General features: G+C 28.6%; 28 protein-coding genes and 2 pseudogenes. 23 read left to right on the top strand and 7 right to left on the bottom strand.

Annotated elements, in window-relative coordinates:
* Positions 1–422 precede the first annotated feature (422 nt).
* The 5 genes from CC89_RS00315 to CC89_RS00295 all read left to right on the top strand — a co-directional run bounded on the left by CC89_RS00315 (position 423) and on the right by CC89_RS00295 (position 2,423).
* Positions 423–854, top strand: a complete 432-nt coding sequence (locus CC89_RS00315; RefSeq protein ID WP_035287799.1) for a hypothetical protein — start codon at positions 423–425, stop codon at positions 852–854.
* A 213-nt stretch (positions 855–1,067) separates the two neighbouring features.
* On the top strand, positions 1,068–1,325 hold the full coding sequence (locus CC89_RS00310; protein ID WP_035287797.1) for a hypothetical protein: 258 nt from the start codon (positions 1,068–1,070) through the stop codon (positions 1,323–1,325).
* Position 1,326: 1 nt separating this feature from the next.
* On the top strand, positions 1,327–1,662 hold the full coding sequence (locus CC89_RS21355) for a CPBP family intramembrane glutamic endopeptidase (protein ID WP_035287795.1): 336 nt from the start codon (positions 1,327–1,329) through the stop codon (positions 1,660–1,662).
* Positions 1,663–1,738: 76 nt separating this feature from the next.
* Complete coding sequence (locus CC89_RS00300) at positions 1,739–1,921, top strand: hypothetical protein (RefSeq protein ID WP_035287793.1); 183 nt, start codon at positions 1,739–1,741, stop codon at positions 1,919–1,921.
* Between the two features lie 61 nt (positions 1,922–1,982).
* A complete protein-coding gene (locus tag CC89_RS00295; RefSeq protein ID WP_035287791.1) occupies positions 1,983–2,423 on the top strand; it encodes an LNS2 domain-containing protein in 441 nt (146 codons plus the stop codon).
* Positions 2,424–2,829: 406 nt separating this feature from the next.
* Here CC89_RS00295 and CC89_RS00290 read toward each other — a convergent pair whose 3' ends face one another.
* Together CC89_RS00290 and CC89_RS20190 are read right to left on the bottom strand one after the other, a co-directional pair.
* Positions 2,830–3,315: a methyltransferase domain-containing protein gene (locus CC89_RS00290; protein ID WP_286161279.1), complete on the bottom strand. Its 486-nt coding sequence runs from the start codon at positions 3,313–3,315 to the stop codon at positions 2,830–2,832.
* 44 nt (positions 3,316–3,359) lie between these two features.
* Entirely contained in the window at positions 3,360–3,512 is a 153-nt protein-coding gene (locus CC89_RS20190) for a hypothetical protein (protein ID WP_185750623.1), read from the bottom strand.
* 378 nt (positions 3,513–3,890) lie between these two features.
* Here CC89_RS20190 and CC89_RS00285 point away from each other — a divergent pair, with 378 nt between their 5' ends.
* The 7 genes from CC89_RS00285 (at position 3,891) to mutT (ending at position 8,993) form a co-directional block, all read left to right on the top strand.
* Complete coding sequence (locus CC89_RS00285) at positions 3,891–4,352, top strand: low molecular weight protein-tyrosine-phosphatase (RefSeq protein ID WP_035287789.1); 462 nt, start codon at positions 3,891–3,893, stop codon at positions 4,350–4,352.
* Positions 4,353–4,484: 132 nt separating this feature from the next.
* Positions 4,485–5,408, top strand: coding sequence for an exonuclease domain-containing protein (locus CC89_RS00280; protein WP_035287786.1), 924 nt, complete (start codon positions 4,485–4,487; stop codon positions 5,406–5,408).
* 41 nt (positions 5,409–5,449) lie between these two features.
* On the top strand, positions 5,450–5,899 hold the full coding sequence (locus CC89_RS00275; protein ID WP_035287783.1) for an NUDIX hydrolase: 450 nt from the start codon (positions 5,450–5,452) through the stop codon (positions 5,897–5,899).
* 170 nt (positions 5,900–6,069) lie between these two features.
* Positions 6,070–6,711: a phosphotransferase enzyme family protein gene (locus tag CC89_RS00270; RefSeq protein WP_286161261.1), complete on the top strand. Its 642-nt coding sequence runs from the start codon at positions 6,070–6,072 to the stop codon at positions 6,709–6,711.
* Between the two features lie 103 nt (positions 6,712–6,814).
* Positions 6,815–6,937 (top strand): GrpB family protein, encoded by a 123-nt coding sequence (locus tag CC89_RS20800; protein WP_081896903.1) that lies wholly within the window; start codon positions 6,815–6,817, stop codon positions 6,935–6,937.
* 349 nt (positions 6,938–7,286) lie between these two features.
* Positions 7,287–8,141: an AAA family ATPase gene (locus CC89_RS00260; RefSeq protein ID WP_035287780.1), complete on the top strand. Its 855-nt coding sequence runs from the start codon at positions 7,287–7,289 to the stop codon at positions 8,139–8,141.
* Between the two features lie 468 nt (positions 8,142–8,609).
* Positions 8,610–8,993, top strand: a complete 384-nt coding sequence (gene mutT / locus CC89_RS00255) for an 8-oxo-dGTP diphosphatase MutT (protein WP_035288454.1) — start codon at positions 8,610–8,612, stop codon at positions 8,991–8,993.
* A 187-nt stretch (positions 8,994–9,180) separates the two neighbouring features.
* Here mutT and CC89_RS00250 read toward each other — a convergent pair whose 3' ends face one another.
* On the bottom strand, positions 9,181–12,159 hold the full coding sequence (locus CC89_RS00250; RefSeq protein ID WP_035287777.1) for a DEAD/DEAH box helicase: 2,979 nt from the start codon (positions 12,157–12,159) through the stop codon (positions 9,181–9,183).
* 694 nt (positions 12,160–12,853) lie between these two features.
* On the opposite strand from CC89_RS00250, the gene CC89_RS00245 reads away from it, so the two are divergent.
* From CC89_RS00245 to CC89_RS00225, 5 genes are all read left to right on the top strand, one after another.
* On the top strand, positions 12,854–13,717 hold the full coding sequence (locus CC89_RS00245; RefSeq protein WP_035287775.1) for a hypothetical protein: 864 nt from the start codon (positions 12,854–12,856) through the stop codon (positions 13,715–13,717).
* Between the two features lie 96 nt (positions 13,718–13,813).
* Complete coding sequence (locus CC89_RS00240; RefSeq protein ID WP_035287772.1) at positions 13,814–14,104, top strand: hypothetical protein; 291 nt, start codon at positions 13,814–13,816, stop codon at positions 14,102–14,104.
* 344 nt (positions 14,105–14,448) lie between these two features.
* Complete coding sequence (locus CC89_RS00235; protein WP_035287769.1) at positions 14,449–14,904, top strand: LytTR family DNA-binding domain-containing protein; 456 nt, start codon at positions 14,449–14,451, stop codon at positions 14,902–14,904.
* Between the two features lies 1 nt (position 14,905).
* Complete coding sequence (locus tag CC89_RS00230; protein ID WP_035287766.1) at positions 14,906–15,604, top strand: LiaF transmembrane domain-containing protein; 699 nt, start codon at positions 14,906–14,908, stop codon at positions 15,602–15,604.
* A 106-nt stretch (positions 15,605–15,710) separates the two neighbouring features.
* A complete protein-coding gene (locus tag CC89_RS00225) occupies positions 15,711–16,196 on the top strand; it encodes a cysteine hydrolase family protein (protein WP_035287763.1) in 486 nt (161 codons plus the stop codon).
* Between the two features lie 48 nt (positions 16,197–16,244).
* Here the strand turns inward: CC89_RS00225 and CC89_RS00220 are convergent, their stop codons facing one another.
* Complete coding sequence (locus tag CC89_RS00220) at positions 16,245–16,721, bottom strand: YbaK/EbsC family protein (protein WP_035287760.1); 477 nt, start codon at positions 16,719–16,721, stop codon at positions 16,245–16,247.
* A 438-nt stretch (positions 16,722–17,159) separates the two neighbouring features.
* Between CC89_RS00220 and CC89_RS00215 the strand changes: the two genes are divergently transcribed.
* The 5 genes and pseudogenes from CC89_RS00215 (at position 17,160) to CC89_RS00195 (ending at position 23,208) form a co-directional block, all read left to right on the top strand.
* Complete coding sequence (locus CC89_RS00215) at positions 17,160–18,047, top strand: AraC family transcriptional regulator (protein ID WP_035287758.1); 888 nt, start codon at positions 17,160–17,162, stop codon at positions 18,045–18,047.
* A gap of 66 nt (positions 18,048–18,113) precedes the next feature.
* Entirely contained in the window at positions 18,114–18,872 is a 759-nt protein-coding gene (locus CC89_RS00210; protein ID WP_035287755.1) for a class I SAM-dependent methyltransferase, read from the top strand.
* Positions 18,873–19,523: 651 nt separating this feature from the next.
* The gene (gene licT / locus CC89_RS00205; protein WP_035287753.1) at positions 19,524–20,363 is read left to right on the top strand and encodes a BglG family transcription antiterminator LicT; all 840 of its coding nucleotides are present in this window, start codon (positions 19,524–19,526) and stop codon (positions 20,361–20,363) included.
* Positions 20,364–20,534: 171 nt separating this feature from the next.
* Positions 20,535–22,376 (top strand): PTS beta-glucoside transporter subunit IIBCA, encoded by a 1,842-nt coding sequence (locus tag CC89_RS00200; protein ID WP_035287751.1) that lies wholly within the window; start codon positions 20,535–20,537, stop codon positions 22,374–22,376.
* Positions 22,377–22,387: 11 nt separating this feature from the next.
* Positions 22,388–23,208, top strand: a pseudogene (locus CC89_RS00195) (PHP domain-containing protein).
* Between the two features lie 396 nt (positions 23,209–23,604).
* Here the strand turns inward: CC89_RS00195 and CC89_RS20180 are convergent.
* A complete protein-coding gene (locus CC89_RS20180) occupies positions 23,605–23,889 on the bottom strand; it encodes a MarR family transcriptional regulator (protein ID WP_185750622.1) in 285 nt (94 codons plus the stop codon).
* Positions 23,890–24,201: 312 nt separating this feature from the next.
* Here CC89_RS20180 and CC89_RS00185 point away from each other — a divergent pair, with 312 nt between their 5' ends.
* Entirely contained in the window at positions 24,202–25,173 is a 972-nt protein-coding gene (locus CC89_RS00185; RefSeq protein ID WP_286161260.1) for a MalY/PatB family protein, read from the top strand.
* Between the two features lie 348 nt (positions 25,174–25,521).
* On the opposite strand, the gene CC89_RS00180 is transcribed toward CC89_RS00185, so the two are convergent.
* Complete coding sequence (locus CC89_RS00180) at positions 25,522–26,538, bottom strand: transposase (RefSeq protein ID WP_353600884.1); 1,017 nt, start codon at positions 26,536–26,538, stop codon at positions 25,522–25,524.
* A 34-nt stretch (positions 26,539–26,572) separates the two neighbouring features.
* A pseudogene (locus tag CC89_RS21350) lies at positions 26,573–26,879 on the bottom strand (hypothetical protein); the annotation flags it as partial.

The following is a 26,879-nucleotide window of genomic DNA, read 5'->3' as shown; positions in this document are numbered from 1 at the left end:
TGTGTTAGTAGTGTTTAAAATATGTACAAGTATAGCATATAATGGTAATATGTTTATAGAGAGTGGTACATAATAGTAAACTATGGTGAAATAAAAAAGAAGGAATATTAGTATAATTTTATATATAATCAGTATTAGTAAAATAAAATTAATGAGAGAAAAAATAAAATGGAGTATAAAAAATAGTTGTACTATTTCAAGGAGTGAATTATAGTACAGATTGTCCGTTATTAGATTATACAGGTTTTAAATTTGAAGTTCAGGGATATGAAAAGTAGCCATTATTTATGAAGATTTACTCAAGCAAGATAGAGCATTGGAAGAGTGTATAAAAGATGTAAAGATTTTAGCACTAATACAACTACAAATGTCTAATTTAAGGTTGATTATTATAAATAGTAATTCGAAAGAGGGAATATGTAATGAATTTAAAATATAAGAAACTTATTTGCGCTTTAGTTGGAGGGGTTATTATTCTTTCATGCAGTTATAATTTTTATCAACATAATAAGATAAATACTCATAAAAAAGAATTAGCTTATATAGTGAGGAAGAATATACAACATTTTGCTGGTGTTGCTGGTAATATAGATGATGAAACTGTTTATGCTGAACAATATGCAAGTATTGTTACTGCTCAAGAAACGTATATTGTTTTAAGTGATAAGAACGCTATTCCTTCAGATGAATGGTCTTCTAGTCTACCTGGATTATTTGTTGAAATAAAACGTGTTATGCTTAATGATAAGGATAAATTTAAAAAAGCATTTAAAGGAACAGAGGGATCAGCATTAATGTTGAAAATATCAGAAAATTTTAGTATTCATCATGGCTACGCAAATAACCTAACATAAAAAATCACCTCGCAATATTTTGTAAATAGTTTTTATAGTGAGAGGTAGCAAATTTTACAAACTTTGTCAAGTAGTTTTGGAAAAAATATAAGTTTTTTTGATATTTTGTTTAAAATTCTGGGGGGGGAAGTTAAAATTGACACCCTTCGGTATTAAAATAAATGGAGACCTAGGGGTTTCCGAATATATTTCTTTATTTTGGGGGGGCATTTTATGGAGTGTTTTTTTCTTATGGTAGGATTGATTGCAGTATTAGTTGATATTTTTTTATTACCTAAGAGTTTAAGAATAAATATAATAAAAAGATTAATATTTATATTTTTAGGACTAATATGTATATATATAATAGAGCCTTCATATATGTTTCTTACATATAAAGGAGTCATTCTAGCCTTTACAATAGGACTAATATTTATAATTATACATTTATTTATTTCAAAAGGGATAAAACTAAAGGTTACTGAATATTAATTTGGGATTAATTAAGACATGTATACTTATTTATTTTATTGAACTACCAGCAGAAGAATTATTATATAGAGGTATATTGTTAATTCCATTAGTACATATAATTAATCCCATAATTGCTGTATTTATATCATCAATACTGCTCAGTTTATTACATATAAGAACGTGGAATAACAAATTTATTTGGATAGGTTCTTTTTTTCTTGGTATTACTTGTGCTACGAGTATATTGATATCAAAAAGTATATGGACAGCAATTATAATACATGATCTTAATGACTTTGCATATATAACTTTGGTAAATAGGAGAAATATTTTTCCTTATCAAAAATTAGAGTGATAATTAAATTTAATATTAGAATTAGTGTTTAATAATAAAAAATTGTTCATTAATTTTAGTTAGGGGAGGGAGAATTATGGAGTTAATTGGATTATCAGTACTATTAGGAATAGTTGGAGTTTTATTGGCTCTTCTATTAGGTATCGATGGCAGTGAGGTTAATGGAAATTTCGTTTTTGCAATGTGGATAGTTGGATTTTTTAGTCCTTCTATTTATGTATTAGGAAAACTGTATCAAAAGTTTAAAGATAAAAAATAATTAATACATAATAGTAAATTTTTGCTAAGTATAATAAATATTATTGTATGGAGGTTAAAGTATGGATGCTATTCTTATATTCATTGATGGAACTATATGTGATACAAGACATCGCCATCATTTATTTGGAACTACTGATTTTTACAGTGAAGGTGAAATTCTGAATGATTTGCCTACACCAAACAGCATTAACTGCATAAGAGAGTTATCTCAAAAATATAAGATAATATATATTGGAGCAAGACCTGAATGTTACAGGGATATTACTAGAAAATGGATTAATTATACTGGATTTCCAGATGGAGAGGTCTATTTATCAGAAAATCAAAATGAAAGATTAGAAATCGCTAAAAAGCTAAAAGAGCAATATAATATCATAGTAGGAATAGGTGATAGATGGGATGATAATGAATTACATTTAGAAATAGGTTGTACAAGCATAATATTAAAAGAGTTTGATGGTGATTGGAATATAGTACGAAAATATGTATTGAAGCAATAAATTTAAATATTATTAATTAAAATATACAGCAATATCTTAATTCTATGTCACAATATTCTTAAGTTATGACATAACACTAATATAAAGCAAAATGGTCTTATCGCAAGAGCATTATTTTATATAAATAAAAAATCATCTCAAGAAGCGTAGCAACCAGAAAAAGTTTTTCGCTCCGCTACAACCTTTTTCTGGGAGTACCTCAGGGGTCGTTACATAAACTGGAAGTTTATGTTTGCTACTTTTAACATTTAAAACTTTCATTTTTACAGTATTTTAAATTATAAACAGGTGAATAGTTACCTAATAAGTACATTTTACATTATTATGCTTATATTCTAAATTTCTTCACATCTTGACTTATGTTTCCCACTCATAAACCACCATGTTATGTTTGTTTTATTCATTTTTATCCAGCAATTTGTTTCCCAATAATTATACATAAATCAATAGTGAAATTATTTATTTCATTATCCAGTATATCTTGAATTTTCTTATCATCAGCGCCCCATGAAAGTGGTGTCATTTGTATTAACTCTCTCAATTCATCTTTGTTTAAATTTATATTATATGTGATATTATCTTGATAAATATTATTAAAATTAGTTTCAAAATGCTTTATAACTTTCTCATTGGAGTAACTTTGTTTATCCGTTTCTTTATAAAAAAACGTTCGCAGCTCTTTAAGGTAATCACTTCCAGGAATCACTTTTATTAAAAGTCCATCCTTCTTAAGGATCCTATTAAATTGAGAGTAATTTGAAGGTGAAAAAATATTAGTGATTATGTCAAATTTTTCACTTTCAAAAGGCAGCTTAGCTAAGTCTGCTACACACCATATTATATTAGAGTACTCTCTAGAAGCCATCTTTATTGCTTCTTTTTCTATGTCTATTCCAACTCCCTGGAAATCAACATTTTATATGTATCAAAAAATAATTATTCTACAAAAATGTTCATTTTTTTGAGTGCAACATAAATTTCTTTGTTTTTTGTTAAGTCTTCTTGAATTTTATTACTATTTTTAACAATAGCAATAGTATCTTTAGACACATCCTTAATCATATATTCATGTGGAAAGCATGATTTCATTGGACTAAGGCACATTTAAATAAATAACAAGTCAGTATGCTAGTCTATTTTGCGTGATACTGCGTCAACAGAACTCGACGATAGTCATACTAGGGGCGGAACCTGCTTCCTTGTCTGACACAAAATATACCAGCATCTTTGACTTGTTATTTATTTTCATGTACCTAATAGGAAATTCCCCACAATATATTCTTTTACCATTAACTGAACTTAATAATTTAAATGCAAATAAATGTTTGGTATAATAAAGTATATGACTAGTACAACTGTAAAAAATTAAGAATTGTAATATGAATAATTTGGGTAACAAGTAGAGTAAATGAGTATTAATAACAGTTTTATATTTTGAATTATTTTAGAATAAGGAGTTAAAAAAATATGGTAAAGATAATGTTTATATGTCATGGTAATATTTGTCGCAGTCCTATGGCTGAATTTGTATTTCGTCATATGGTGGAAGAAAAATGTCTTTTGGACAAGTTTTATATAGCGTCATCTGCTACCAGTAGAGAAGAAGTAGGAAATTCTGTGCATTGGGGTACAAAAAATAAGTTATGCGAAGTGGGAATTTCTTGTGAGGGAAAGACTGCAGTTCAACTTACTAAAAAAGATTACGAAATGTATGATTATATTCTTTGCATGGAAAGTTATAACATTAAAAATGCTTTACGCATCGTTGGAGATGACAAATACGGAAAGATTTATAGATTACTTGATTTTTCTATTTCTCCTCGAGATATTGCTGACCCTTGGTATACAGGTAATTTTGATGAAACCTATAAGGATATTAAAGAGGGATGTGCTGCACTACTGGAGCATATTTTGAAAACAAAATTTTAAAAAAGTTTAGCATTTTCATAGTAATAATTTTCTTTTGAAACTGTAAAAAAGATAAAATGCTGAAATAAAATTTAAAAAAATTTACCGCATAATTTAGTAAGCAAGAGTATAAGTGGAAGGGAAAGAAGATAAATGAATTTTGTAGCTATAGATTTTGAAACTGCTAATGAAAAAAGAAATAGTCCATGTTCTATTGGCTTGGTAGTTGTTAAAAATGGTGAGATTATAGAAAAAGTATATCATTTAATAAAACCTAAGGAAATGAGATTTATGCCAATAAATATTGGGATTCATGGAATAAGACCTCATATGGTTAAGGATGAATTAGAATTTGATAAAGTTTGGGAAAAAATTAAACACTATTTTAATGATAATTTAGTCATAGCTCACAATGCTTCATTTGATATATCTGTATTAAGAAATACGTTAGAGCTTTATGATATAAAAATGCCAAGTTTTAAGTATATATGTACAATGAAACTTTCTAAAAATTTTTACAGTAACCTTGATAATGCAAGACTGAATACAGTAAATAATTTTTTAGGATATGAGTTTAAGCATCATGATGCTTTAGCAGATGCAATGGCCTGCAGTAATATCTTACTTAATATATCACAAGAATTAAATTCAAAGAATATCAATGAAATATCAAAATTACTTGGAGTTACTTTAGGATATGTAAATGAAAATGGATATAAATCATCTTCAACTAAAGGAAGAATTTTTAGAAAATCTAATAAACAACCTTCAAGAAAAAACATAATAGAAAGCTTTAATTTTACTGCATTTAAAGATGAGATTGTTGTATTTACAGGAAGATTAGCTTCCATAACAAGAGATGAAGCAATGATATTAGTTAGAAAGCTTAGCGGTAATGTTGGAAGTTCTGTAACTAAGAAAACAACATGTATAGTTACTAATACAAAAGACATAGAGAATTTAAATAGGGAAGAGATGAGTAATAAGCTTAGGCGAGCAGTAGATTTAAAGAAAAATGGACAAGTTATAAAGTTTTTAAATGAAGAAGCATTTTTTAAAAAATGTAGAGGTAAGTAGAAGTAGTATGATTTAGCTAAAAATTAGAAAGGATTTTGATAATGGATTACGTAAAATATATACGGGATAGAGTTGGACATGATCCAATAAATCTAACAGGAGTAAATGTACTCATCATAAATAAAGACAACAAAGTTTTACTTCAAAGAAGAGGGACCTTTCCATACAAGTGGGGTCTGGTCGGTGGTATTACAGAATTAGGAGAAGCTTTGGAAGATACCGCTATTAGGGAGGTAAAAGAAGAGAGCGGATTAGATATTAAGGACTTAAATTTACTTGGAACTACCTCAGGGGAAAATTGTTATATAGATTTTCCTAACGGTGATAAGGCATATTTTTTAACTGTAGGATATTTTACTAAAAATTTTAGTGGTACATTGAAAATAGATGATTTAGAAACTAAAGAATTAAAATTTTTTAGTTATGAAGAATTACCTAATAATATACCGAATAGCCACAGAATAATGCTAAATAAATATTATCTTAAATAAAAGTTTTTATTCTATGAAAATTTTATGAATTTAGATAGGCATTAAACAGTATAATAACACTTAAAATAAGATAATATTAATGTGAAAATATGTGATACAATAATATATATATAAATTTAGTTATTATTTAAACTATTAAGAATATTTTTTAAGGATGGAATTTTAAATGAGTGAAAATATTAATAATATTTCATAATTGGGGTCAAACTATGGGGCAGATTCACGCTTTATCAAAAGAATATAAATTTACCAAGAGAAAACAGTGGAATGAAGATATTTATTTCACAGGTGAATATAGCATTTCTATAGCAGATAAAAAAGTCCTTGATGTATGGAATAAAATTGTAAGTAAATTAAAAGCTTTACCTAAAGATAAGGATTCTTATGGATTAATACATAATGATTTTCATCAATATAATTTTTTTATTAATAAAGACAATAAGTTAACAGTTTTTGATTTTGATGATTGTTTATATAGTTGGTTTATCTATGATATAGCTATTGCATTTTATCATGCAGTAGCTTGTGTACCGGCAAATGAATTGCAAAATCAGATTAATTTTGCATGGAGCTTTATAAGAGCATTTTTACAAGGATATACAAAAGAGAATGTAATTGATAGTTATTGGATTGAAAAAATTCCTTTATTTTTAGAATATAGAAGGCTATGTTCATATATGTTCTTCGTAAAAATGTGGAGTCAAGAAAATATAGAGCCATGGCAAAAAGAGTATCTTGAAAGAATGAAATATAATATAGAAAATGAAATTCCTTATATAGAAATGGATTTTAAAATATTAAAAGAAAAATAGGATTAGGGGAAAAACCGTGGATTTTACGAATCTTACTGAGATTATTGTAGCAGGGTCTGAAGCTGATGTTTAATGTTGAACAAGTGGTAAATGTTGGTATAAGATGGAAAAACAACAACTTTTAAATTGTATTGATAGAAAAAATATTATGCGTATTAATTATATAGGAAGCAGTGCAGTTGAAGGTTTGATTGCTAAACCAACAGTAGATATTTTATTAGAATAAATAATAAAACAGATATTGAACAGTTAACAAGTATTTTAACACAGAATGGTTGGACTTTCATGTCATCTCAAAAAAATCCATACATGCAAATATCCTTTAATAAAGGATATACAAAATTAGGATTTGCAGAAAAAGTATATCACTTACATATTCGTTACTACGGTAACTGGAACGAATTATATTTTTAAATCAAGAAGGCGCATTAATCTAATTTAAAGGGTCTTGTCACGATGTAAGTTAGTTGAACGGGAAGTTTGCGCTTGTTATGGTATCATGTGCTTTAAAAGTATGGGAAAACAGATTATGATGTGAAGATTGTTTATATAATGTTATGATAAGGAAGATGATAATGATTTATTTAAATGTTTTTATATTTCCAAACGATGATATGGAATTTGATTTTTTTATGGAGGAAAAAAGGATGTGCTACGATTCGTTTTATCCATTTAAGATATTATCAAAACATGGTTTTGAAAGAATTGATTTTGAGCCAGTTACCATTTTATATGGTGGAAATGGTTCAGGAAAATCAACGGCATTAAATGTGATAGCAGAAAAAATAGGAATCACTCGACAGGCTGTCTATAATAAATCTAATTTCTATCAGGACTATGTCAATATGTGTGATATAGAGATTGAAGAGGATATTACTAAAAATAGTAGGATTATAACAAGTGATGATGTATTTGATTATATGTTGAATATACGTAACCTCAACGAAGGGATTGACCAAAAACGGGAAAAACTTTTTGAAGAATATTTGGATGTGAAATATTCTCATTTCCAAATGAAGTCTATAGCAGATTATGAGCAACTAAAAAAAGTAAATACAGCTAGAAGTAAAACACAGTCACGGTTTGTGAGAAATGAATTGATGGATAATGTGAGGGAATATTCAAATGGAGAAAGTGCATTTCGATATTTTATTGAAAAAATTGATGAAAATGGATTATATATACTGGATGAGCCTGAAAATAGTCTTTCTCCAAAACGTCAGATGGAATTAATGAAATTTATTGAGGACTCTGCACGATTTTTAGGCTGTCAATTTATTATATCCACGCATTCACCATTTCTACTTGCTATGCACGGAGCAAAAATATATGATCTTGATGAAGATCCAGTTGATGTGAAAAAGTGGACAGAATTAGAAAATGTGCGTACATATTATGAATTTTTCAAAAGATATGAAAGCGAGTTTTGATGTTGTCCGGCACTTGTACCAAATTACTTACAGTGCTATAATACAAAGGAAAAATTTGATTATTTTAAATTTGGGGGGGAGGTGACTGTTGCAATAATTCTATAAAGATATAATAAAATCTTATATAAAATTGCAGGTATATTTTATCTTATTTTGAGTTATAATATAATTAGCTATTGTGAATCCAATATATTGCTAAAGTAATATAGTCATAGGGTAGAACCTTGATGGTGTTAGTGGTAATAAAAACTACTTACGCAAGTAGTTAGCGAAAACCAAGCAAAATAAGTAAATACAAGATGTTGCACTTAAAAGTAAACTTGTATATGTACCATGCGTTGTATGGGAATTTAAGCCCTTGGAGTGTTATACCAAATGAAAGTAGCTTTATTGCAAAATCGGACACGTTGAACAGGGAATTAAACAATGCTTATAGATTTTTATAGGTTATTGGCAACGGAGATACATATGAAGAAGATAGAAGTAGTGGCAGCGATTATAAAAAATCATGATAAAATATTTGTTACCCGTCGTGGTTATGGTGAATTTGAGAACCTTTGGGAGTTTCCAGGTGGGAAAATAGAAACGGGAGAAACCAAGGAAGAAGCTCTTCAGCGTGAAATTAAAGAGGAACTAGAGTTAGATATCTGTATAAATAAATATTTAACTACTGTTGATTATGATTATTCAAGTTTTCATCTTACAATGCATTGTTTTATATGCAATGTATGTGGTGGTGAATTGCATTTAAACGCCCATAATGATGCTAAATGGATAACCTTAGAGGAAATAGACAAGCTTCCTTGGGTACCAGCGGATTTATTAGTCATTGAAAAACTTAAGGAAATATAAAATAAATTTAAAAGAAACTAAGGAAATCTAAAAGAAAAAGCATTACATTACCTGAATTATGAAATTTCTTTGGAATGACTTGCATAAAAAGAAAAGGAACTGTTTAAAGTTATTGTTCCGAGCTCTTATGCAAGTCATGGAAGAGGAATTTCATAATTCAACCACAGTGTACCTTTTTATGGTTTAATCATGAAATAATATATTCATAAATATCTTCTCTTACAGGAGTGTGTAATTTATATTTAATTTCCACAGCAGTTTTATTAGTATTTTTCATTATAATGGTTTTGGGGTTTCCTGTAGCATTAATCTTTCCTAGATAATAAAACTCTTTTGATATTTTATCATCTTTATTCTTTCTAACAAATAAACTCATTTCAACTCCATCTTTTTCAGCATTATATGCTTGTACAACATCATCGGAATTTTCGGTTCTTCCTGATTTTGATAGTGCAATTAATTGAGAAGAGGATTGAAATCTATCTTCGTAATTTATGGAATCTACAACATCCTCAGATTTTTTGTAATTTATAAAAACGGGATAGGTTTTTGTTTTTTGATTAAATTTGTAACCTCCAATATTAAGAGGTACTTCACCCTTTTCCCATTCTAATAATCTGCATACATCTTCATAGGTATATTTTTGATATAGCTGAAAACTTGTATTCATATAGCGCTTGCTATAAAATTTTTTATATCTATTTATTCCGAAGTCTATTAATTCAACAACCATTTCTTTAAATGCTTCATTTTTAAGATTTTCTTTAAAGACTTTTGAGATTTGATAGTCTAAACCGAATTTTTCTAAAAAAATGCATTCTCTATAGGTTTTCTTACCAGAGCCGGTGGCAAACTGATTTGTAAGTACATTGACTATAGAGGTTTCTGTAGTATCCTTAAAGCTTATATCATATTCTTTTTTTAGAATATGCCTTAATTTGCACATTAAATTGAAATTATAATTCAATGCACATTTAATCATCTCTAGCTCATGAATTCGCTTTCCAGAAGCAAGTTTTTTTGAAATGAATTCTATGAATAATTCTTGTACAGTACTGAGCTCTGCATTGTATTCACTTTCATATTTTTTTAAAAACTTATGATAAGAACCTAAGTTTTTATTGTCAAAAATTCTTAAGGGATCAATAGATTCATATAAATCAAAGTCCTTTAGTTTAGGAATTCTACCTAATTTTTGTTTTAAACTATTATAACTCTCTTTAATAAGTTTCATATCATTAAAGTTAGCTTTATCAATAGATTCAAAAATACGATTTTTAGAAATTTCATCAAAATTTACAGTAGAGCAGCCTGGAATGACTCTATTTCCTTCCATAATATATCTTCTAATAGTATCTTTATTGTAGGTTCTATCCCCTGAAAGAGCTATTGGAATTAGAAAATTATTATTATAGTTTCCAACAAAGTCTATAATAACAACATATTCTTTACTATTATATTTCCTAAGGCCACGTCCTAATTGCTGTACAAAAATTATGGCTGATTTAGTAGGTCGTAACATGACCACTTGATTAACTGCTGGTATATCAACACCTTCATTGAAAATATCCACTGTGAAAATATAATCTAAACAGTTAATAGTTTCATCTTGTTCCAAGCGTTCAATAGCCTTTTCACGTTCATTTTGCGAATTTTCTCCTGTTAATGCCAATGTTTTAAATCCTCGTTCATTGAACTTATAAGATAATTCCCTAGCTTCTTTTTTATCGCTACAAAATATTAATCCTTTTACTCTATCTCCACAATATCCATAAAAATTAATTTTATCAATAATATGATTAACCCTTTCGTCAGCCACTAAATATTTAAAATCTGTATTATCATCTAAGTCATTGCCATCTATAGATATATCTGTGATTCCAAAATAGTGAAAAGGGCAAAGTAAATCTTCCTCTAAAGCCTGTTGAAGACGAATTTCGTATGCAATATTATAATCAAACATTTTAAAAATATTAAATTCATCATTTCTTTCTGGAGTAGCTGTCATACCTAATAAAAATTTAGGCTCAAAGTAATTCACTATTTTTTGGTAGCTCGCAGCACCGGCTTTATGGACCTCGTCTATAATAATATAGTCAAATTCATTTTGGGGAAAGTTTAGTAATACTTCATCTTTTGATAGAGTTTGTACTGTTGAAAATATAAATTCACTGTTTGAGTCTTTTGAAGTACCTGAAAGAATGCCCATGTTTTTAGTATCACCAAAAACATTTTTGTAGCTTTCCAAGGCTTGTTTTGCAATTTGTTCCCTATGTATAATAAATAATGCTCTTCTTGGATTAAAGTTTCTAACATCGAAGGCGGATAAATAAGTCTTACCTGTTCCTGTAGCTGAAATTAATAGAGCTCTTTTAGCGCCATTTTCTCTTACCTTATCTAAAGCTTGAATTGCGGATACCTGCATTTTATTTGGCTTTAGTGTATATTGTGAAACTCTTGGAACTTTACTTTTTCTAAAATATTCTCTTTGCTTTAGATATATTTTTTCATAGGTTTCAATCCAATCTAAAGTTAAATCATCAGCATCGTTCCACATGGATTCAAATTCATTTAATACTCCTTCTGTCAAAGAGCCTTCCTCTAAAGAAGATACTTTGATATTCCATTCTTTATTTTTAGTTAGAGCAGTTTGAGTTAAATTAGAACTACCTACAATAAGTTTATAATGATCACTATTTTTAAAAATATATCCTTTAGTATGAAAGCTGTCTTTTAAGTATAGTTTAATATGAAGATTAGAAAATCCTAGAAGTTTTTTTAATGCCTTTGGTTCACTAAAGTTCAGATAATCTGTGGTTAAAATTTTACCTTTAACTCCTTTGTTCTCTAAGTATTTTAGGGTTTCTAAAAGAGGAGTTACACCACTATTTGTAATGAATGCCACAGATATCATAAATTCATTACATTTCATCAATTCTGAAGTAATATGGCTTAAAACTTTGCTGCCTTTATTGTAATCATTTACAATAAGTTTGGGTCTTAAAGCTAAGTTAGAATCTACCAAGCTATTTACTAATCCTGTTTCATTTGCTTTTAAAATATCTTTGGCAATTTTAATATTATTATCATAGCTTACATCAATTGATTTAAAATCTATAATAGAATCTATAATTTCTTTACGATCTATTTTAGTTGAATTATTCATAGTAACACTTCCTTGATCTATAGATTTCAAAAATAAAATTAAACAATAATTACCTTGCCAACTATGTCCATATAAATTAAAATTCACCTGTTATTATAACATATACTATAGGATAATTATGACACAAAAAGTATTAAATTACTTGAATTATGAAATTTCTCTGGAATGAGTAGCATAAGAAGCCAAGGAATTATTTAAATTTAATTTTATAAATTCTTCTTTTAGATAGATAAAATTATCGTAAGCCTGGCAAGGACGCCAGGCTAGCGTACCTGAGGCAGGACGCTGAATGCGAGCGTTAGGTAATTTTATATGGCTAAAAGATTAGAATTCCTTAAATTAAATTTATTGTTTCGAGCTCTTATGCAAGTCATTGAGGAAAAATTTTATAATTCCAACACAGTATCCTTTAATGGTAAAAAACAGTGTTAGAAATATATGATATAATATAATAATAAATGGTAAAAACTAGTGAATTGTTTAAAGAAAAAGGTGTAATTAAATTTATTAGTGAAGAATATATGTAGTTGCAACATTTTATTGACAGTGAAATGTCTACAACAAATTGGGATGAAATTGACATATGCTATTTAGAAAAAGTCTTAGTTACTAACTTAGCTAAGTAAGAAACTAAGAGATTTGCTTCATAAAGGTATGGGAGGCACAAAGATATGATTCAGTTAAGGAGGGGTTTATGAAAAAGAGATTTAAGATAATATTATTCATAATAATTATAATCATAATACTATTATTCATAATAAAGAATTTTATAACAGTAAGCATAAAAAATGAATTTATAACAAAAGAACAGTGGAAGGAAGATATAGAGTATATAAGTAAGAATTTACCTAAGAAACATATTAATTTATTTTTTAAAATTGATAGAGAAAAGTTTTATAATTCTATAGAAAAATTGGAAAATGACTTGGAAAATCTAGATTCTTCTGAAATACAAGTAAGGATTATGGAAATTATAGCCAGTGTAGGAGATTCGCATAGTACTATACGTAATTTTCAATCTAATATCATATATCCTATAAAAACTTATTGGTTTAAGGAAGGTCTCTATGTTATTGAAGCTGATTTCCAATATAAAGAAATACTGGGTTGTAAAATATTAAGCATTAATAATGTTCCTATTGAAAATATTGTTAAGAATATAGATACATTAATACCTAATGAAAATAAATTCATGCTTAAGTTAAAAGAACCAGAATATCTGGTAGATCCTAAAGTTATGGAGTATTTTAAAGTTACAAAAGGCAATAATGAAATGAACTTTACACTTCAAGATTTAAATGGCGGAACGTTTAATACGAAAGTAATACCTAAGCGTACAAATGAAATAAAGTATTTGCATTTAAGTGATTCTGTAAATATAAAACCTTTTTATAGTGAAAAGGAAGATGCATTTTGGTCTAAATATCTAGAAAATGAAAAAATACTTTATTGCCAGTTTAATTCCTGTAAAATTGGGACACCTAGCAAAAATGATATAAACTCAATAATAACTACAGTAAAAGAAAAAAAAGTAGAAAAGTTAATTGTAGATATGTGAAATAATTGTGGTGGAGTTTATACAGGAAAGAATAAATTTGTATCTAAAATAGCAAGTATTACAAATGAGAAATCACCAACCAAATTATACGTTATTGTGGGAAGAAGAACTTTTTCATCAGGAATTTTATATGTTTTAGAATTCCAAAAGTTAACTAATGCTAAATTTTTTGGTGAGCCAACTGGAGGAAAACCAATTCATTATGGTGATATGAGAAATATGACTTTACCGAACTCTAAATTAAATATAACTTACTCAACAAAATTTTTAAAAACTTCAACCAATGAAGCTGACACTTTTACACCAGATTTTATTATAGAACCTAGTATAAAAGACTATTTAAAAGGAATAGGTCCTGTAATTGAGACCATAAAATCAAAACATTAGTAACCATAAAAATTATCTATTCTAAAATATCCCTTTTTCAGCAGTTCTCAGAATCATGTCATAATGGAGAAATAGATATGTTTCTTAATCATTAAACAATTATATATTGTTAATATATATAATGTAAGGTAAGCATTATATATAGCTTATTGAAATTAAATAGAGGATACAGAGTATGATTTTAAAATATTTAAAGAAAAATATGATTTTACCTACAAAAGAATTTCTTATAGATAAATATGCGTAAAAAACATACCAGTTACAAGTAAAAACTAACCACTTACTGTTGTTATATTTACAAGGAAAAAAATAGGCAATATAATAAAAATGTGGGGAGTGAAAATATGAAAATACGAATTGAAGTGGATAACAAAATCAAAGAAGATGAAGTTATTATTAGATGTAGTGAACTAAGTCAAGATGTTAAAAATATTCAAATTATACTTGATGATATGTTGTCCCAGAAGAGGCATATAACTTTTTACAGAGGTGGTACTGAGTATTATATTTCCTTAGAAGAAATTTTATTTTTTGAAACTGAAAAAAATGGGATTTGTGCACATACCATTGACAATATATATAATGTGAAATATAAGCTTTATGAACTTGAAGAATTTTTACCAGGATATTTTATGAGAGTTTCAAAATCAACAATTTTAAATACAAATCATATTTACTCCATAACACGCAGCATATCATCATCAAGTAAGGTTGAATTTCAAAATACTCATAAACAGGTATATGTTTCAAGATATTATTATAAGCCATTAAAAATTAAATTATTAGAAAAGGGGAAATGATATGAAAAAAGATGGGATTTTTTGGGGATTGATATTTATATTAGGAGGAGTTCTCTTGATTATAAATAAGCTTGGATACTTTCCTGATGTAAATGTGTTTAGTTTATTGTTAACAATTTTTTTAGTAGTAGTTATTGTGAAAAGTTTATTTACTCTTAATTTTTCAGGTATTTTATTCCCTATTGCATTTATTTGTATAATATATGATAAACAATTAGGGATAACAAAGATTACACCTTGGACTGTATTACTTGCAGCAGCACTTGGTAGTATTGGCCTTTCTATGATTTTTCATAAACGTACTAAAACGGTTAATTTTAAATGTCATTGTGAAGGCGATAAGTTTGAGAAAATCGATATAGAAGATGGAAGTTATGTTAGATTTAATAATTCATTTAGTGGTACTATAAAATATATAAATACAGATAAGTTTGAACAAGCGGATTTAAAGTGCTCTTTTGGAGCTATGAAGGTGTATTTTGATAACGCAGTCATGAGTAATAATAATGCTGTAGTTAGGATTAATGCTTCTTTTTCAGGAATAGAACTATATATACCTAAAAGTTGGAAGATTGAGAATAAAACTGATGTATTTTTAGCTTCCATTGAAGAAAAGAATAAAAACGATGAAATAACAACAAATACTTTAACATTAGTTGGTAACATTAATTTTTCAGGAGTAGAAATACTTTACATTTAATTAAAATTGTAAAGATGGAAAAATCACATATTTAGTATATTAACCAAGCATTTTCTGTATGAAAATAATTGCTAAAAAATTATATATTAGAGGGGAGTGTATATGTATGAAAGCAGCTTTTTTAATCATAGATATGCAGAATGGATGTCGTGAATTTTGTAAGTGTCAAAGGGAATTTGATGATGCAGTGGAGTATATAAATGAGGCAGCTAAGTTGTTTAGAGAAAAAGATTTACCTGTTGTAAGAGTGATGGATATTGAAGTAGGGGATGGACCTGGTTCTAAAGGATTTGAATTTGTGGATTCTATTATTGCTAATGAAAATGATATTATAATTCATAAAGAGTATAATAATGCATTTTTTAAGACAGAACTTCATAATAAATTACAAGAACTTGAAGTTGATTTTGTGGTTATAAGTGGATTTGCAGCTGAATATTGCGTACTTTTTTCATATAATGGAGCAATAGAAATGGGATATGGAACATCATTGCTTCAAAATGGTATAGCAGGCGTTGAGTATGATGAAGTGAAAAAAATGCAACTAATAAGACCAGTAATTAGTATTGAAGCATTGGAATACTTTTTATAGCTTATGTTGCAAGGTATTTCATTCCTAATTAACATTAAATAAATATTTTTACTGGTTAATCCATCCTTTACATACATTAACCCATTTTATTGGATTGGAATACTTTTCTAGTTCCATTATGCTTAATTCCACAGCACTGTTTCCGCTTCCTGCAGCTGGGTATACTGTAGAAAATCGTTTTATTGAAATATCAAGATAAACTTGAACTTTTTCATTTATGGCAAATGGACACACTCCACCTGGTGCATGACCGACTATTGTTTCTACTTCTTTAGCAGGAATCATTTTGGCTTTTTCATGGAATTCTTCTCTGTATTTTCGATTATCTATTTTAGCATCGCCCGCAACGACAATCAATATTCCTTTACTACCAACTAAAAATGAAAGAGTCTTTGCAATCCTTTCCGGCTCGCAGTCAAGTGCTTTTGCCGCAAGTTCCACTGTTGCACTTGACTGCTCCAATTCCATTACTTTGTTTTCAATACCAAAGCTTTTAAAATATTCTTTTACCTTAGTAACTGACACTTTTTTAACCTCCTATGTTTTATTCATTCTTATATGCTCTCAGTATACAATAAGTTTATATATAAGTAAAACAATGTTTTTTAATTCATAAATTGCTGAAAATATCTCATCATTACCTAAGGCATATATATGGTATTTAGTATAAATCTTATTACTTGCCTTTCATGATTAATGTACATAAATTCTGTTTTATTATAGTCCAGTAATTTAAAATTAAAAGTCCTTATAAGATTATATATAATAAGCCCCTAAATTAGTTTGGATAATTGTCTATGCATTTAATGTAATGTAGAAAGTAGTTAGGGGGAAGTTATGAAGAGTAAGATTTAGACAAAAAAATTAAAAGTGGAAATATCAATATTTAGCAAAACAGGAACAGTTCTATTGTCAAGTTGTTGTTATAATAAAATTATCCTAAGGATAAGGTGGAGGTGGACATTGAATTATAGGAAGGATATTGAGAAATGTATTGAATTCATTGAGGAACATATTAAAGAAGATATTACTATTGAAGAAGTTGCTAATGAATCTGGATATTCCCTCTATCATTTTTGTAGGGTTTTCAGTCTATGTAAAGGTATGTCTGTTATGGAATATATTCGAAGGCGCAGATTGTCTTTAGCAACCGCAGAGTTATTCAAAGGTAGGAAAATTATTGATATTGCTTTGGAGTATGGGTTTGAAACGCATAGTGGTTTTACTAAGGCATTTCGTAAAGTGTTTGGTTATAGTCCCACACAGTATATGATACGAATGAATGGATATTTGGATGAAAAAATAACATTTGAAATTGGGGGTGATATTATGAAGCCTGTTATTGTAAAAAGACCTGCATTTAAGGTTGCTGGTTATGGAATTAATATCAATATTACTGGAGTCACATATACAAAGGATATTGCATCTTTCTGGAGCAATTATAATGGTGAAAATTTAGAAAGTAAAATGTATGAAATTTTAAATCCACCTAAACATGCTGAAGTGGGATTGTGTGTTCCATTATCTGAAGATGGAAATGCAATATATCTTTTAGGTGTAATTGTTGATGACTTTTCAAAGGTAGAAGAAGATATGCTAACAGTTGAAGTTCCAGAAGCTGAGTATGCCGTTTTTACAACCACTCCTGTTGATACTACAAATGATAAAGAACAAAAGGAGTTTGCAAAGATTATTAAAGGAACGTGGAAATATATTTTTGAAGATTGGTTTAAAAACAGTGGATATGTTTATGACGAAAATAAACTTGATTTTGAATTTTACGATGAACGTTGTCATTATAGAAAGGACACTGTTATGGATATTTATGTTCCTGTTAGAAAAGTGAAATAGAATTGAATACTTTTTTTATACTTAAAATAAGTATTTAGAATAAATCAAAGAAGAAGGTGATAAAAGGTGTTAAGTTATTATGGTAGTTTGTCTTCAGAAGTATATGATATGGATAAACCTATAGGCCATTCTTTTGGAGATGTAGAATTTTATATGAATAGATTAGAGTCATGCAAGGGACCTATTCTTGAACCTGCAACAGGAACTGGTCGTATATTAATTCCTCTTTTAGAAAAAGGATTAAATATTGATGGATTTGATAGTTCAAAAGATATGTTAAAGATATGTGAAAATAATTGTAAAAAAAGAGGCTTGAACCCTAAACTTTTTGAGGCAAAGATGGAGTCTTTTTCACAAGATACAGAATATGATGCCATTATAGTGCCAACGGGAACGTTCCTTCTACTACATAAAAGAAAAGATTCAATAAAGGCATTAGAAAACTTTTATAGACATTTATCTAATGGTGGTAGATTAATTCTTGATATATTTTTACAAACGGATATTTCTATAGGTACAGTTTCCACAAAAACCTTGGAATGTTCTAATGGAGATATAATTACATTAGAAAATAAAATTGTAGAGGTTGACCATATAAATCAATATACTGTTTCTCATGGACGATATGAGAAATGGCGTGAAGGAGTACTTCTACAAACAGAATTAGAGTATTTTCCATTACGTTGGTATGGAGTAGAGGAGTTTAAATCAATACTTGAAAGTATAGGATTTAAAAATATTGTGATTTCTTCAGGCTATAAATTTGACCAGTATCCATCAAATTCTGAAGAAGTAATTACTTTTGAAGCTGTTGCTCTTAAATAGAAATATAATTACTAATTAGATATTTAATATAGTAATCAATCGAAAAAATTTTTTCTCCACTAGGAGTTTTTTTGCAAGAGCCCCTAGGATGATAATGTAAGCTGAAACATATTTTATGGAACTTATTAAACTGATATAAGCTAAGAATGCAATTAAGGTTATCAAAGAAATTCATCTATATGAAGAACCTCTAAGTAATATTATCCCACATCTTCATTTTCAATTGATGGACTCTCCAAATATATTAGAAGCAAACGGATTGCCAATAATGTTTCAGGATATAAGTCTTAATTCAATTAATTTTAATTTGAATGAAGCTAATTCAATAGTGTTTTCCGATTTTTTATATGTTGATGTAAAATAAATAATAAAATACTCTAGGTGGTAAGATAGTAGTTGTAGATGAAATTTGTTTAATATATAATTAATTATAATTTATATTAGTATAATATATTAAAAAATAATAATTTATTTTTATAATATGTTTACAGTGATGTATTTATGTAAGCGTTGACGATGAAAGTTATAATGTAGTATAATACAGATGTAATATACGGATTGTAATAGCACTTAGCTTGCTACACAAAACCTATTTACAGATATTTTTGTTATATCTGGAGATAGGTTTTTTTGTTTTGGGGGAGGAATTTTATGGTAATAAATAAGATTTTAAACAATAATGCAGTCATAACATTTGATGATAAAGGAAAAGAAATAATTATAATGGGAAAGGGAATAGCCTATGGTAGGAGAAATGGTGATGCTATTGAACAAAGTAAAGTTACTAAAAAGTTTATTTTAAGTTCCATGGAATATCCCAACCATCTTGTTGATATTTTAAGTAGTATTCCTACGGAATGTATTGAACTTTGCTATGACATTGTACAATATGCAAAGCAGAAATTATCTATGAAACTTGATGATTCCTTGTATATTTCCTTGATGGACCATATAAGTACTAGTATTGAACGCTATAATAAAGGAATTACACTAAAGAATAAGTTATTATGGGAAATCAAACATTTTTATAAAAATGAATATGAGATTGGACTATATGGAATTGCTATGATTAAAAAAATTTATGGTTTAACCATGTATGAAGATGAAGCTGGATTTATTGCACTCCATATTGTCAGTGCTGAGGTCAGCAATAATATTCATGATGTATATGAGATAACTGGATTTATACAAAATATTATAAATATTGTTAAATATCACTTTAAGCGTAATTTTGATACTGATTCACATAATTATTATCGTTTTATTACTCATTTAAAATTTTTTGGACATAGAGTTTTTTCAAAAAAATCTAATAAAAATGACGAGCTTAATAATAATCTGTTGGACATTATAAAAGAAAAATACAAGGAACCGTATTTATGCAGCTTGAAGATAAAACAATTTATTGAAAAAAAGTATTATTATTATTTAGATGATGATGAAGTGCTATATCTTACAATACATATTACAAAGCTTATAAGTGATAAATAAATTAAGACAAGTTATAAAAGTAAATAGCTTATTAAAATTTTTATTTTAGTTTATAAATTGAATAACAAAATAGAGGGGGTGATTGTAAAAAAAGAAAATATTTATTGTTGGGTAGTAACATTAAGTTGGCTAAACCTTCATTTTATAAAATAGGAAATGGAGGAATTTAAAATGAATTATGAAAAAATGGCTAGTGAAATTTTAAAAGCTGTAGGAGAAGAGAATAATATTAATTCTCTAGTTCATTGTGCAACAAGATTAAGATTTAATCTTAATTCTGAATCAAAGGCTGATGATGAAAAAGTTAAGGCAATTAATGGGGTATTATCTTTAGTAAAAAAGGGAGGACAATATCAATTAGTAATCGGTAATGATGTAGACAAAGTCTATAAAGAAATAATGAAAGTTACTAATTTAGATTCATCAAAGGACAATAAGAGTAAGGAAAAGGACGGGATTATAAATAGAGTTCTGTCAGTTATTACTGGATCAATTGCACCAATGATTCCATTACTTGCAGGAGCAGGAATGGGGAAAGTATTACTTTTAATTTTAAGTTTAGTTGGAGTTTTAGATAAATCATCTCAAACATATACTATGTTAAAATTTATTTTTGATACGGGTTTCTATTTTATGCCGGTATTTGTTGGTTTTTCAGCGGCAAAAATATTTAAATGTAATAGATATTTGGGAGCATTTATTTGTCTATCAATGCTTCATCCAAAGTGGATTTCATTAGTAGCTGCAGGAAAACCTGTATACTTTCTAGGAATACCACTATCATTAGTAAGTTATTCTTCACAGCTTGTAACTGCTATTTTAATTGTATGGATAATGTCTTATATTGAGAAATATGTTTATAAGTACGTTCCAGAAATGATTAAAGTGTTTATGGCACCATTGCTAGTTATATTAATCACTGCACCATTAGGATTTATTATAATTGGACCAATAGGTAATTACATTGCACAATTAGTTGCGGATATTGTAATGTTTGTTCAGCAACATTTTGGCATTGTTGCTATTCCAATTTTAGCAGCTGTATATCCATGGTTAGTATCCATAGGTATGCATAAAGCATTAAGTCCAATTTGTGTTATGCTCATCGAACAAAATGGTTTTGACCCTGTTACACGTGTTATTGCATTATGCTCTAATATTTCTCAGGCTGCGGCATCACTTGCAGTATCATTAAAGACTAAAAATAAAGAATTTAGACAAATTGCATTTTCATCAAGTGTTACAGCATTTTTAGGAGGAATTACTGAACCAGCAATGTATGGTGTTAATCTTAAATTAAAAAAGCCAATGTATGCTTGTATGATTGGCGGAGCAACAGCAGGATTATTTGCTGGAATAGTTCAATTAAAGGCTTTCGTCTATGTAACACCAGGATTATTGAGTTTACCAATGTGGGTATCTCAAGGTACTAACAATTTAATATATGCTATCATTACATTAACTATATCTGCAGTAGTAACATTTATTGCTACATTAATTATTGGGTTTGATGACCCAGTTGAAGAGAATAAAGAAGAACAGAAAAAAGTTATAGAAAAAACAGGTTATGAGAATATTTTAACACCAGTAAAAGGAGTGACTGTTCCCTTAAAGGATGTTGCTGATGAAACTTTCTCAAGTGGAGTAATGGGTGCTGGAATAGGAATTATTCCTAGTGAAGGCAAAGTATATGCTCCAGGAGATGGTGTGATTAGTGCCTGCTTTCATACAGGTCATGCTATTGGAATGACTATAAATGATGTAGAAGTATTAATTCATGTAGGAATAGATACGGTATCTTTAGATGGAAAGTATTTTAACTTATTGGTTCAACAAGGGCAAAATGTTAAGAAAGGTGATTTACTATTGGAATTTGATATTGATAAAATAAAAGATGCGGGATATGATTTAACAACAAGTGTAATTATAACCAATAGTAATGATTATATGGATGTATTGCCAACTAATAAGAATAAAGTTGACATAGAAGATGTTTTATTGACAGCAATTTAGGGGGGATTAATATGATATATGCTGATTTGCACGTGCATACAAACCACAGTGATGGTATTTGTGAAATTGCTAATGTTCTTGATATGGCAAAAAAGAAAGGAATAAAGGCATTAGCTATTACTGATCATGATACAGTTGACCAATTTGATGAAATTAAGAAACTAGGCGATAAAATGGATCTTGAGGTAATAAAAGGTGTAGAAATGAGCTGTTATGATTATGATGTATTTAAAAAGGTTCATATTGTTGGACTATGGCTTAATGAAAATACCCCACACATTAAAAAGTTATGTGATAAGACTTTAAAATGTCGAGATAATTATCATAGAGACTTAATAAAGGAATTGTCTCAAAAAGGGTATGATATTACTTATAAAGATGCTAAAAATATTCCAAATACAGTATTGTCTTTAAAATGAATATTTTTCAAGCTCTAAAGGAGAAATATACATATGAGATGACAAAGGAAAAATACAAGGAACTTTTTGCTTCAAAGACATCAAAGGAAACTGATTTAAGCATGGGATATACTCCTGTAATGAAAGGGATTGAAGCAATAAAGAAAGATGGTGGTATACCAATTATTGCTCATCCATGTCAATATAATAATTATGATGAGATTGAAAAATATGTTGAATATGGATTAAAAGGAATTGAAATAAATCATTCTAAGATGAAGAAAATAGATTACGAAAAAACATTAAATTTGGCAGCTAAATATAACTTAGCTAAAAGCGGGGGCAGTGACTTTCATGACCCTGATTTAATTGAATTTGGGTGTTTTGGTTTAACAAAAGAGCAGTATGAAGAATTAAAGCATTGGCCTAAATAATTAACTTATATGATGAAAGTGCATTAGAATAGAAATATTTTATAGATTTTTTAACAGATATAAAAGTAGATTCGAATGAATCTACTTTTATCATAAACATATGAGCTGGAACGAAAAAGGCATTGTGATGGTAAAGCGGACATTTAAAATCTCATATCCGACGGCGATGAAGTAGGTACTTCCTATCCATAAAAATGCATGTAAAATTATTTAAAATCCTTTTTAATTAGTTCTATATAAGTATCGATAACTTTGTAAAAAGAATCGATATCTTCAATAGTACATTTCTTCAGCAAATCATCTAATGTTTTGGCAATATCAATAGTGTCATATAATTTGTGAGCTTGACTTAATTTTAAACCTTCTTCAGTTACCTTGAGAAGAATAGTTTTTGCATTATCCTTTTTTTGATAACGAGTTACAAATCCACGTTCCACTAAGCGGCTTACGGTTTTTTGAAATTGCTCCTTTAGTGCGATTCCAATATTTTGAAAGTTCAGTGACAGTTGTTCCAGGGTTGTCGTCAATAAAAGTTAATATATGTGCTTCAATCATTGTCAATTGATGACCGGTGCCATAATCATGTTTAGAATTCATATAATCCCCATACAAAATGACAAAATGATATAATTTGCCAATACGATCATTAAGAGTAGCAAATTGTTGATTTAAATCTGACATAAAAATCTCCTTACATATTTTTTAATAATAGTTAATTGTGGATCTTTTGTATTGTGAAAATAATTTCAGTACAAGATAAGATCCATTTTTTAGTATATAGCCAATTTATTTTTGAAATTGCAAATGTCTACCTTTTAATATTATTACATATATGCATACATTACGCAAGAAGTACAGTTGTAAGAAAAAAATATCGTTTCCCTTGGAAACAATTACAGAAAAATATTGACTCCATTATGTATATGTGCTAGTATAAATACATAAAATAGTTTACCGCGGAAACAAAAATAAAAATCAGGAGGTTAGTGAATTATGTCTGTTAAAGAGTTTTGTGATAAGTATTATATGGATAGAAAAGGTACAAATTCATTAAAATGGGACGCACTAGATGTTAGATTTGGCGATCCAGATTTAATTTCAATGTGGGTAGCAGATATGGAATTTCGTACACCACAATCTGTAATTGATGCATTAGTTAAAAAAGTAAAGGAAGGAATTTATGGATATTCATTTGTTCCAAACTCATATTATGAAGCATTTATAGCTTGGGAGAAAGAACATCATGGATATGAAGTAAAAAAAGAGAGTATTCGTATTTCTCCAGGTGTAGTAGCTGCGTTGTATTGGTTAGTAAATGCTTTTACTAAAGAAAACGATTCAGTTATCATTTTGACACCAGTATACTATCCTTTCCACAATTGTGTAAAAGACAACAATAGAAAGCTTGTCACTTGTGATTTGATTAATAATAACGGTGTATTTACAGTTGATTTTGATGAGTTTGAAAGAAAGATCGTAGAAAATGATGTAAAAATGTATATTTTATGTTCTCCTCATAATCCAGCAGGAAGAGTGTGGAAAGAGGAAGAGTTAGTTAAAATGATGGAGATTTGTAAAAAGCACAACGTTTTAGTTGTTTCTGATGAAATCCATCAAGATTTGACTGCACCAGGACATAAGCATATTCCAACAGCTACTGTAGCAGGTGGTATTTATGAGAATAATGTCATAACAGCTAATGCACCATCAAAAACATTTAACTTAGCTACTTGCTTAACATCTAATATTATTATACCATGTAAAGAAAAAAGAGCTATCTATGATGCATATTTAAAAACAGTAAGTCAAATAGAAGTAAATATTTTTGGTTTGGTGGCTTGTGAAGCAGCTTATCGTACTGGAGAAGAATGGAGAAAAGGCCTTGTAGAAGTAATTTATAGTAACTATGATTATGTAAAAACTCAAATGGCTAAGGCATTCCCAGAAGTTGTTGTATCCCACTAGAAGGAACATATCTTCTTTGGATGGATTTAAGAGCTTATGTACCTTTAGACGAAATTAAAAGAGTTTACCCCAAAATCAATGCCATTTAGCAGTAGATTATGGTGAATGGTTTGGAGAAAACTGGAAGGGATTTATCAGGCTTAATATGGCTACACATCCAGACATTGTTAAGAAGGTAGTAGATAATATTATTACAGCTTTAAAAAATAGACAAGCACATTAGTCCAGCTAAGAAATGTCAATAAGAATTAAAAAAATAATTAATATTTTTATTATCTTAAAAAAGGGTAACCTTAATAAACTTTTGTTAGACTAACAAAAAACGGAAATTATATTTATGGAATTATACTACGCAGCGAAGCCGCATTTCGCTTTGAGATAATTCTTTTGGTGTTCTTCTGGTGTAATTATTTCAAATTCTTTCCCATCACGAAGAATGGCAAATAATATGTTACAAACTTTATGCATAACTGCCCCAAGAGCAATCATTTTAGGCTTACTTTGGCACTTTAAAAGATAGTATTCTCGAAGTACTTGATTTTTGGCGGAGCCATCTTTGTTTTTGCTTATGCTGATTAATGCCATAGTGTGAATTACTCTTCTGGCAATTCGAGAGCCTCGCTTTGACATACTGATTTTTGTGCCATTAAAGTTGCCAGATTGCTTTACTGCTGGATCTAAACCAAAATAAGCAAAAAGCTGTTTTGGTGAGTTGAACGCAGAGAAATCTCCGATTTCTCCCATGAGGCTTACAGCAGAAAGAAAACCTGCACCTTTAAATGTTTCAATCAAGTGAATTTGCTTTACAAAATCAGTATTTTCATTTTCATCAACAAGCTTATGCATTTCAGAGAGTATAGAAGAAATCTCTTCATCATACTTTCGAATAAAGCTTATGTATAATCTAATACGCTTAAAATTACTACTTACAGAATAACCGAAGGTCTTTGCATCATTGGCAGCCTTTATAATGGCATTATACTTATTATTAGCATATGTAAGCCCAAAACGAGCTGTAGATCTTATAGAATCAATAATCTCTTCTTTGGAAGCATTTAAAAATGCATCTGGAGATGTGTATGTTTCTAATAAGGTTAATGATGTATTAGTAGTTATTTTTGAAAAAATTTTAAGGTATTCTGGAAATACCATCCGAAGTTCACTTTGAAGTTTGTTCACATAAGCAGAACGGTTGTCCATCAAATCATAATACTCTCTTGAAAGATTTCTTAAATCAAGAGCAAGATCTGATGGCATAAGAGATACTTTTAAATCTGGCTTTAAGCCTATTAAGGCAGCTTTTTTTGAATCAAATCTGTCATTATGCACTTTTCTAATGTTAATGTTTGTGCTATTCTTAGTGATGATAGGATTAATTAGGTTAACATTAAATCCAGTATCACGAAGATAGCCAGAAGAGTGGGTAATGATAAATTCCCGTGGATTCTAGGAAAATGCGACTTTCCAAAGAATACAACTCTTCTGCTTCTTTTATTTTAGAAACAGCGAGTTCAAGGGAATCAATGTTTGAATGTAGTATTTTAAAAGGCTTTCCAACAAAGGTCTGGTTAGGAAGTGCGATAGACATCCAACTGAAATCTGCACCAACATCAATACCGACCGAGATAAATAAATTTTTAAATAAAATGTTTGACATGAGCAAAAGCTCCTTTCCGATAGGAATCCATTTCCATCTAATGAGTACA

It is taken from the genome of Clostridium sp. KNHs214, from assembly GCF_000744935.1.
Lineage (GTDB): Bacteria > Bacillota > Clostridia > Clostridiales > Clostridiaceae > Haloimpatiens.
The sequence above is the reverse complement of the archived record's forward strand: the minus strand, read 5'-3'. Positions and strand labels throughout refer to the sequence as shown.

Bases quoted from the DNA above. Each gene is read 5' to 3' on its own strand.
- CC89_RS00315 (WP_035287799.1), top strand. From the start codon at position 423: ATGAATTTAAAATATAAGAAACTTATTTGCGCTTTAGTTGGAGGGGTT.
- CC89_RS00310 (WP_035287797.1), top strand. From the start codon at position 1,068: ATGGAGTGTTTTTTTCTTATGGTAGGATTGATTGCAGTATTAGTTGAT.
- CC89_RS00300 (WP_035287793.1), top strand. From the start codon at position 1,739: ATGGAGTTAATTGGATTATCAGTACTATTAGGAATAGTTGGAGTTTTA.
- CC89_RS00295 (WP_035287791.1), top strand. From the start codon at position 1,983: ATGGATGCTATTCTTATATTCATTGATGGAACTATATGTGATACAAGA.
- CC89_RS20190 (WP_185750623.1), bottom strand. From the start codon at position 3,512: ATGAAATCATGCTTTCCACATGAATATATGATTAAGGATGTGTCTAAA.
- CC89_RS00285 (WP_035287789.1), top strand. From the start codon at position 3,891: ATGGTAAAGATAATGTTTATATGTCATGGTAATATTTGTCGCAGTCCT.
- CC89_RS00280 (WP_035287786.1), top strand. From the start codon at position 4,485: ATGAATTTTGTAGCTATAGATTTTGAAACTGCTAATGAAAAAAGAAAT.
- CC89_RS00275 (WP_035287783.1), top strand. From the start codon at position 5,450: ATGGATTACGTAAAATATATACGGGATAGAGTTGGACATGATCCAATA.
- CC89_RS20800 (WP_081896903.1), top strand. From the start codon at position 6,815: ATGGAAAAACAACAACTTTTAAATTGTATTGATAGAAAAAATATTATG.
- CC89_RS00260 (WP_035287780.1), top strand. From the start codon at position 7,287: ATGATTTATTTAAATGTTTTTATATTTCCAAACGATGATATGGAATTT.
- mutT (WP_035288454.1), top strand. From the start codon at position 8,610: ATGAAGAAGATAGAAGTAGTGGCAGCGATTATAAAAAATCATGATAAA.
- CC89_RS00250 (WP_035287777.1), bottom strand. From the start codon at position 12,159: ATGAATAATTCAACTAAAATAGATCGTAAAGAAATTATAGATTCTATT.
- CC89_RS00245 (WP_035287775.1), top strand. From the start codon at position 12,854: ATGAAAAAGAGATTTAAGATAATATTATTCATAATAATTATAATCATA.
- CC89_RS00235 (WP_035287769.1), top strand. From the start codon at position 14,449: ATGAAAATACGAATTGAAGTGGATAACAAAATCAAAGAAGATGAAGTT.
- CC89_RS00230 (WP_035287766.1), top strand. From the start codon at position 14,906: ATGAAAAAAGATGGGATTTTTTGGGGATTGATATTTATATTAGGAGGA.
- CC89_RS00225 (WP_035287763.1), top strand. From the start codon at position 15,711: ATGAAAGCAGCTTTTTTAATCATAGATATGCAGAATGGATGTCGTGAA.
- licT (WP_035287753.1), top strand. From the start codon at position 19,524: ATGGTAATAAATAAGATTTTAAACAATAATGCAGTCATAACATTTGAT.
- CC89_RS00200 (WP_035287751.1), top strand. From the start codon at position 20,535: ATGAATTATGAAAAAATGGCTAGTGAAATTTTAAAAGCTGTAGGAGAA.
- CC89_RS20180 (WP_185750622.1), bottom strand. From the start codon at position 23,889: ATGTCAGATTTAAATCAACAATTTGCTACTCTTAATGATCGTATTGGC.
- CC89_RS00185 (WP_286161260.1), top strand. From the start codon at position 24,202: ATGTCTGTTAAAGAGTTTTGTGATAAGTATTATATGGATAGAAAAGGT.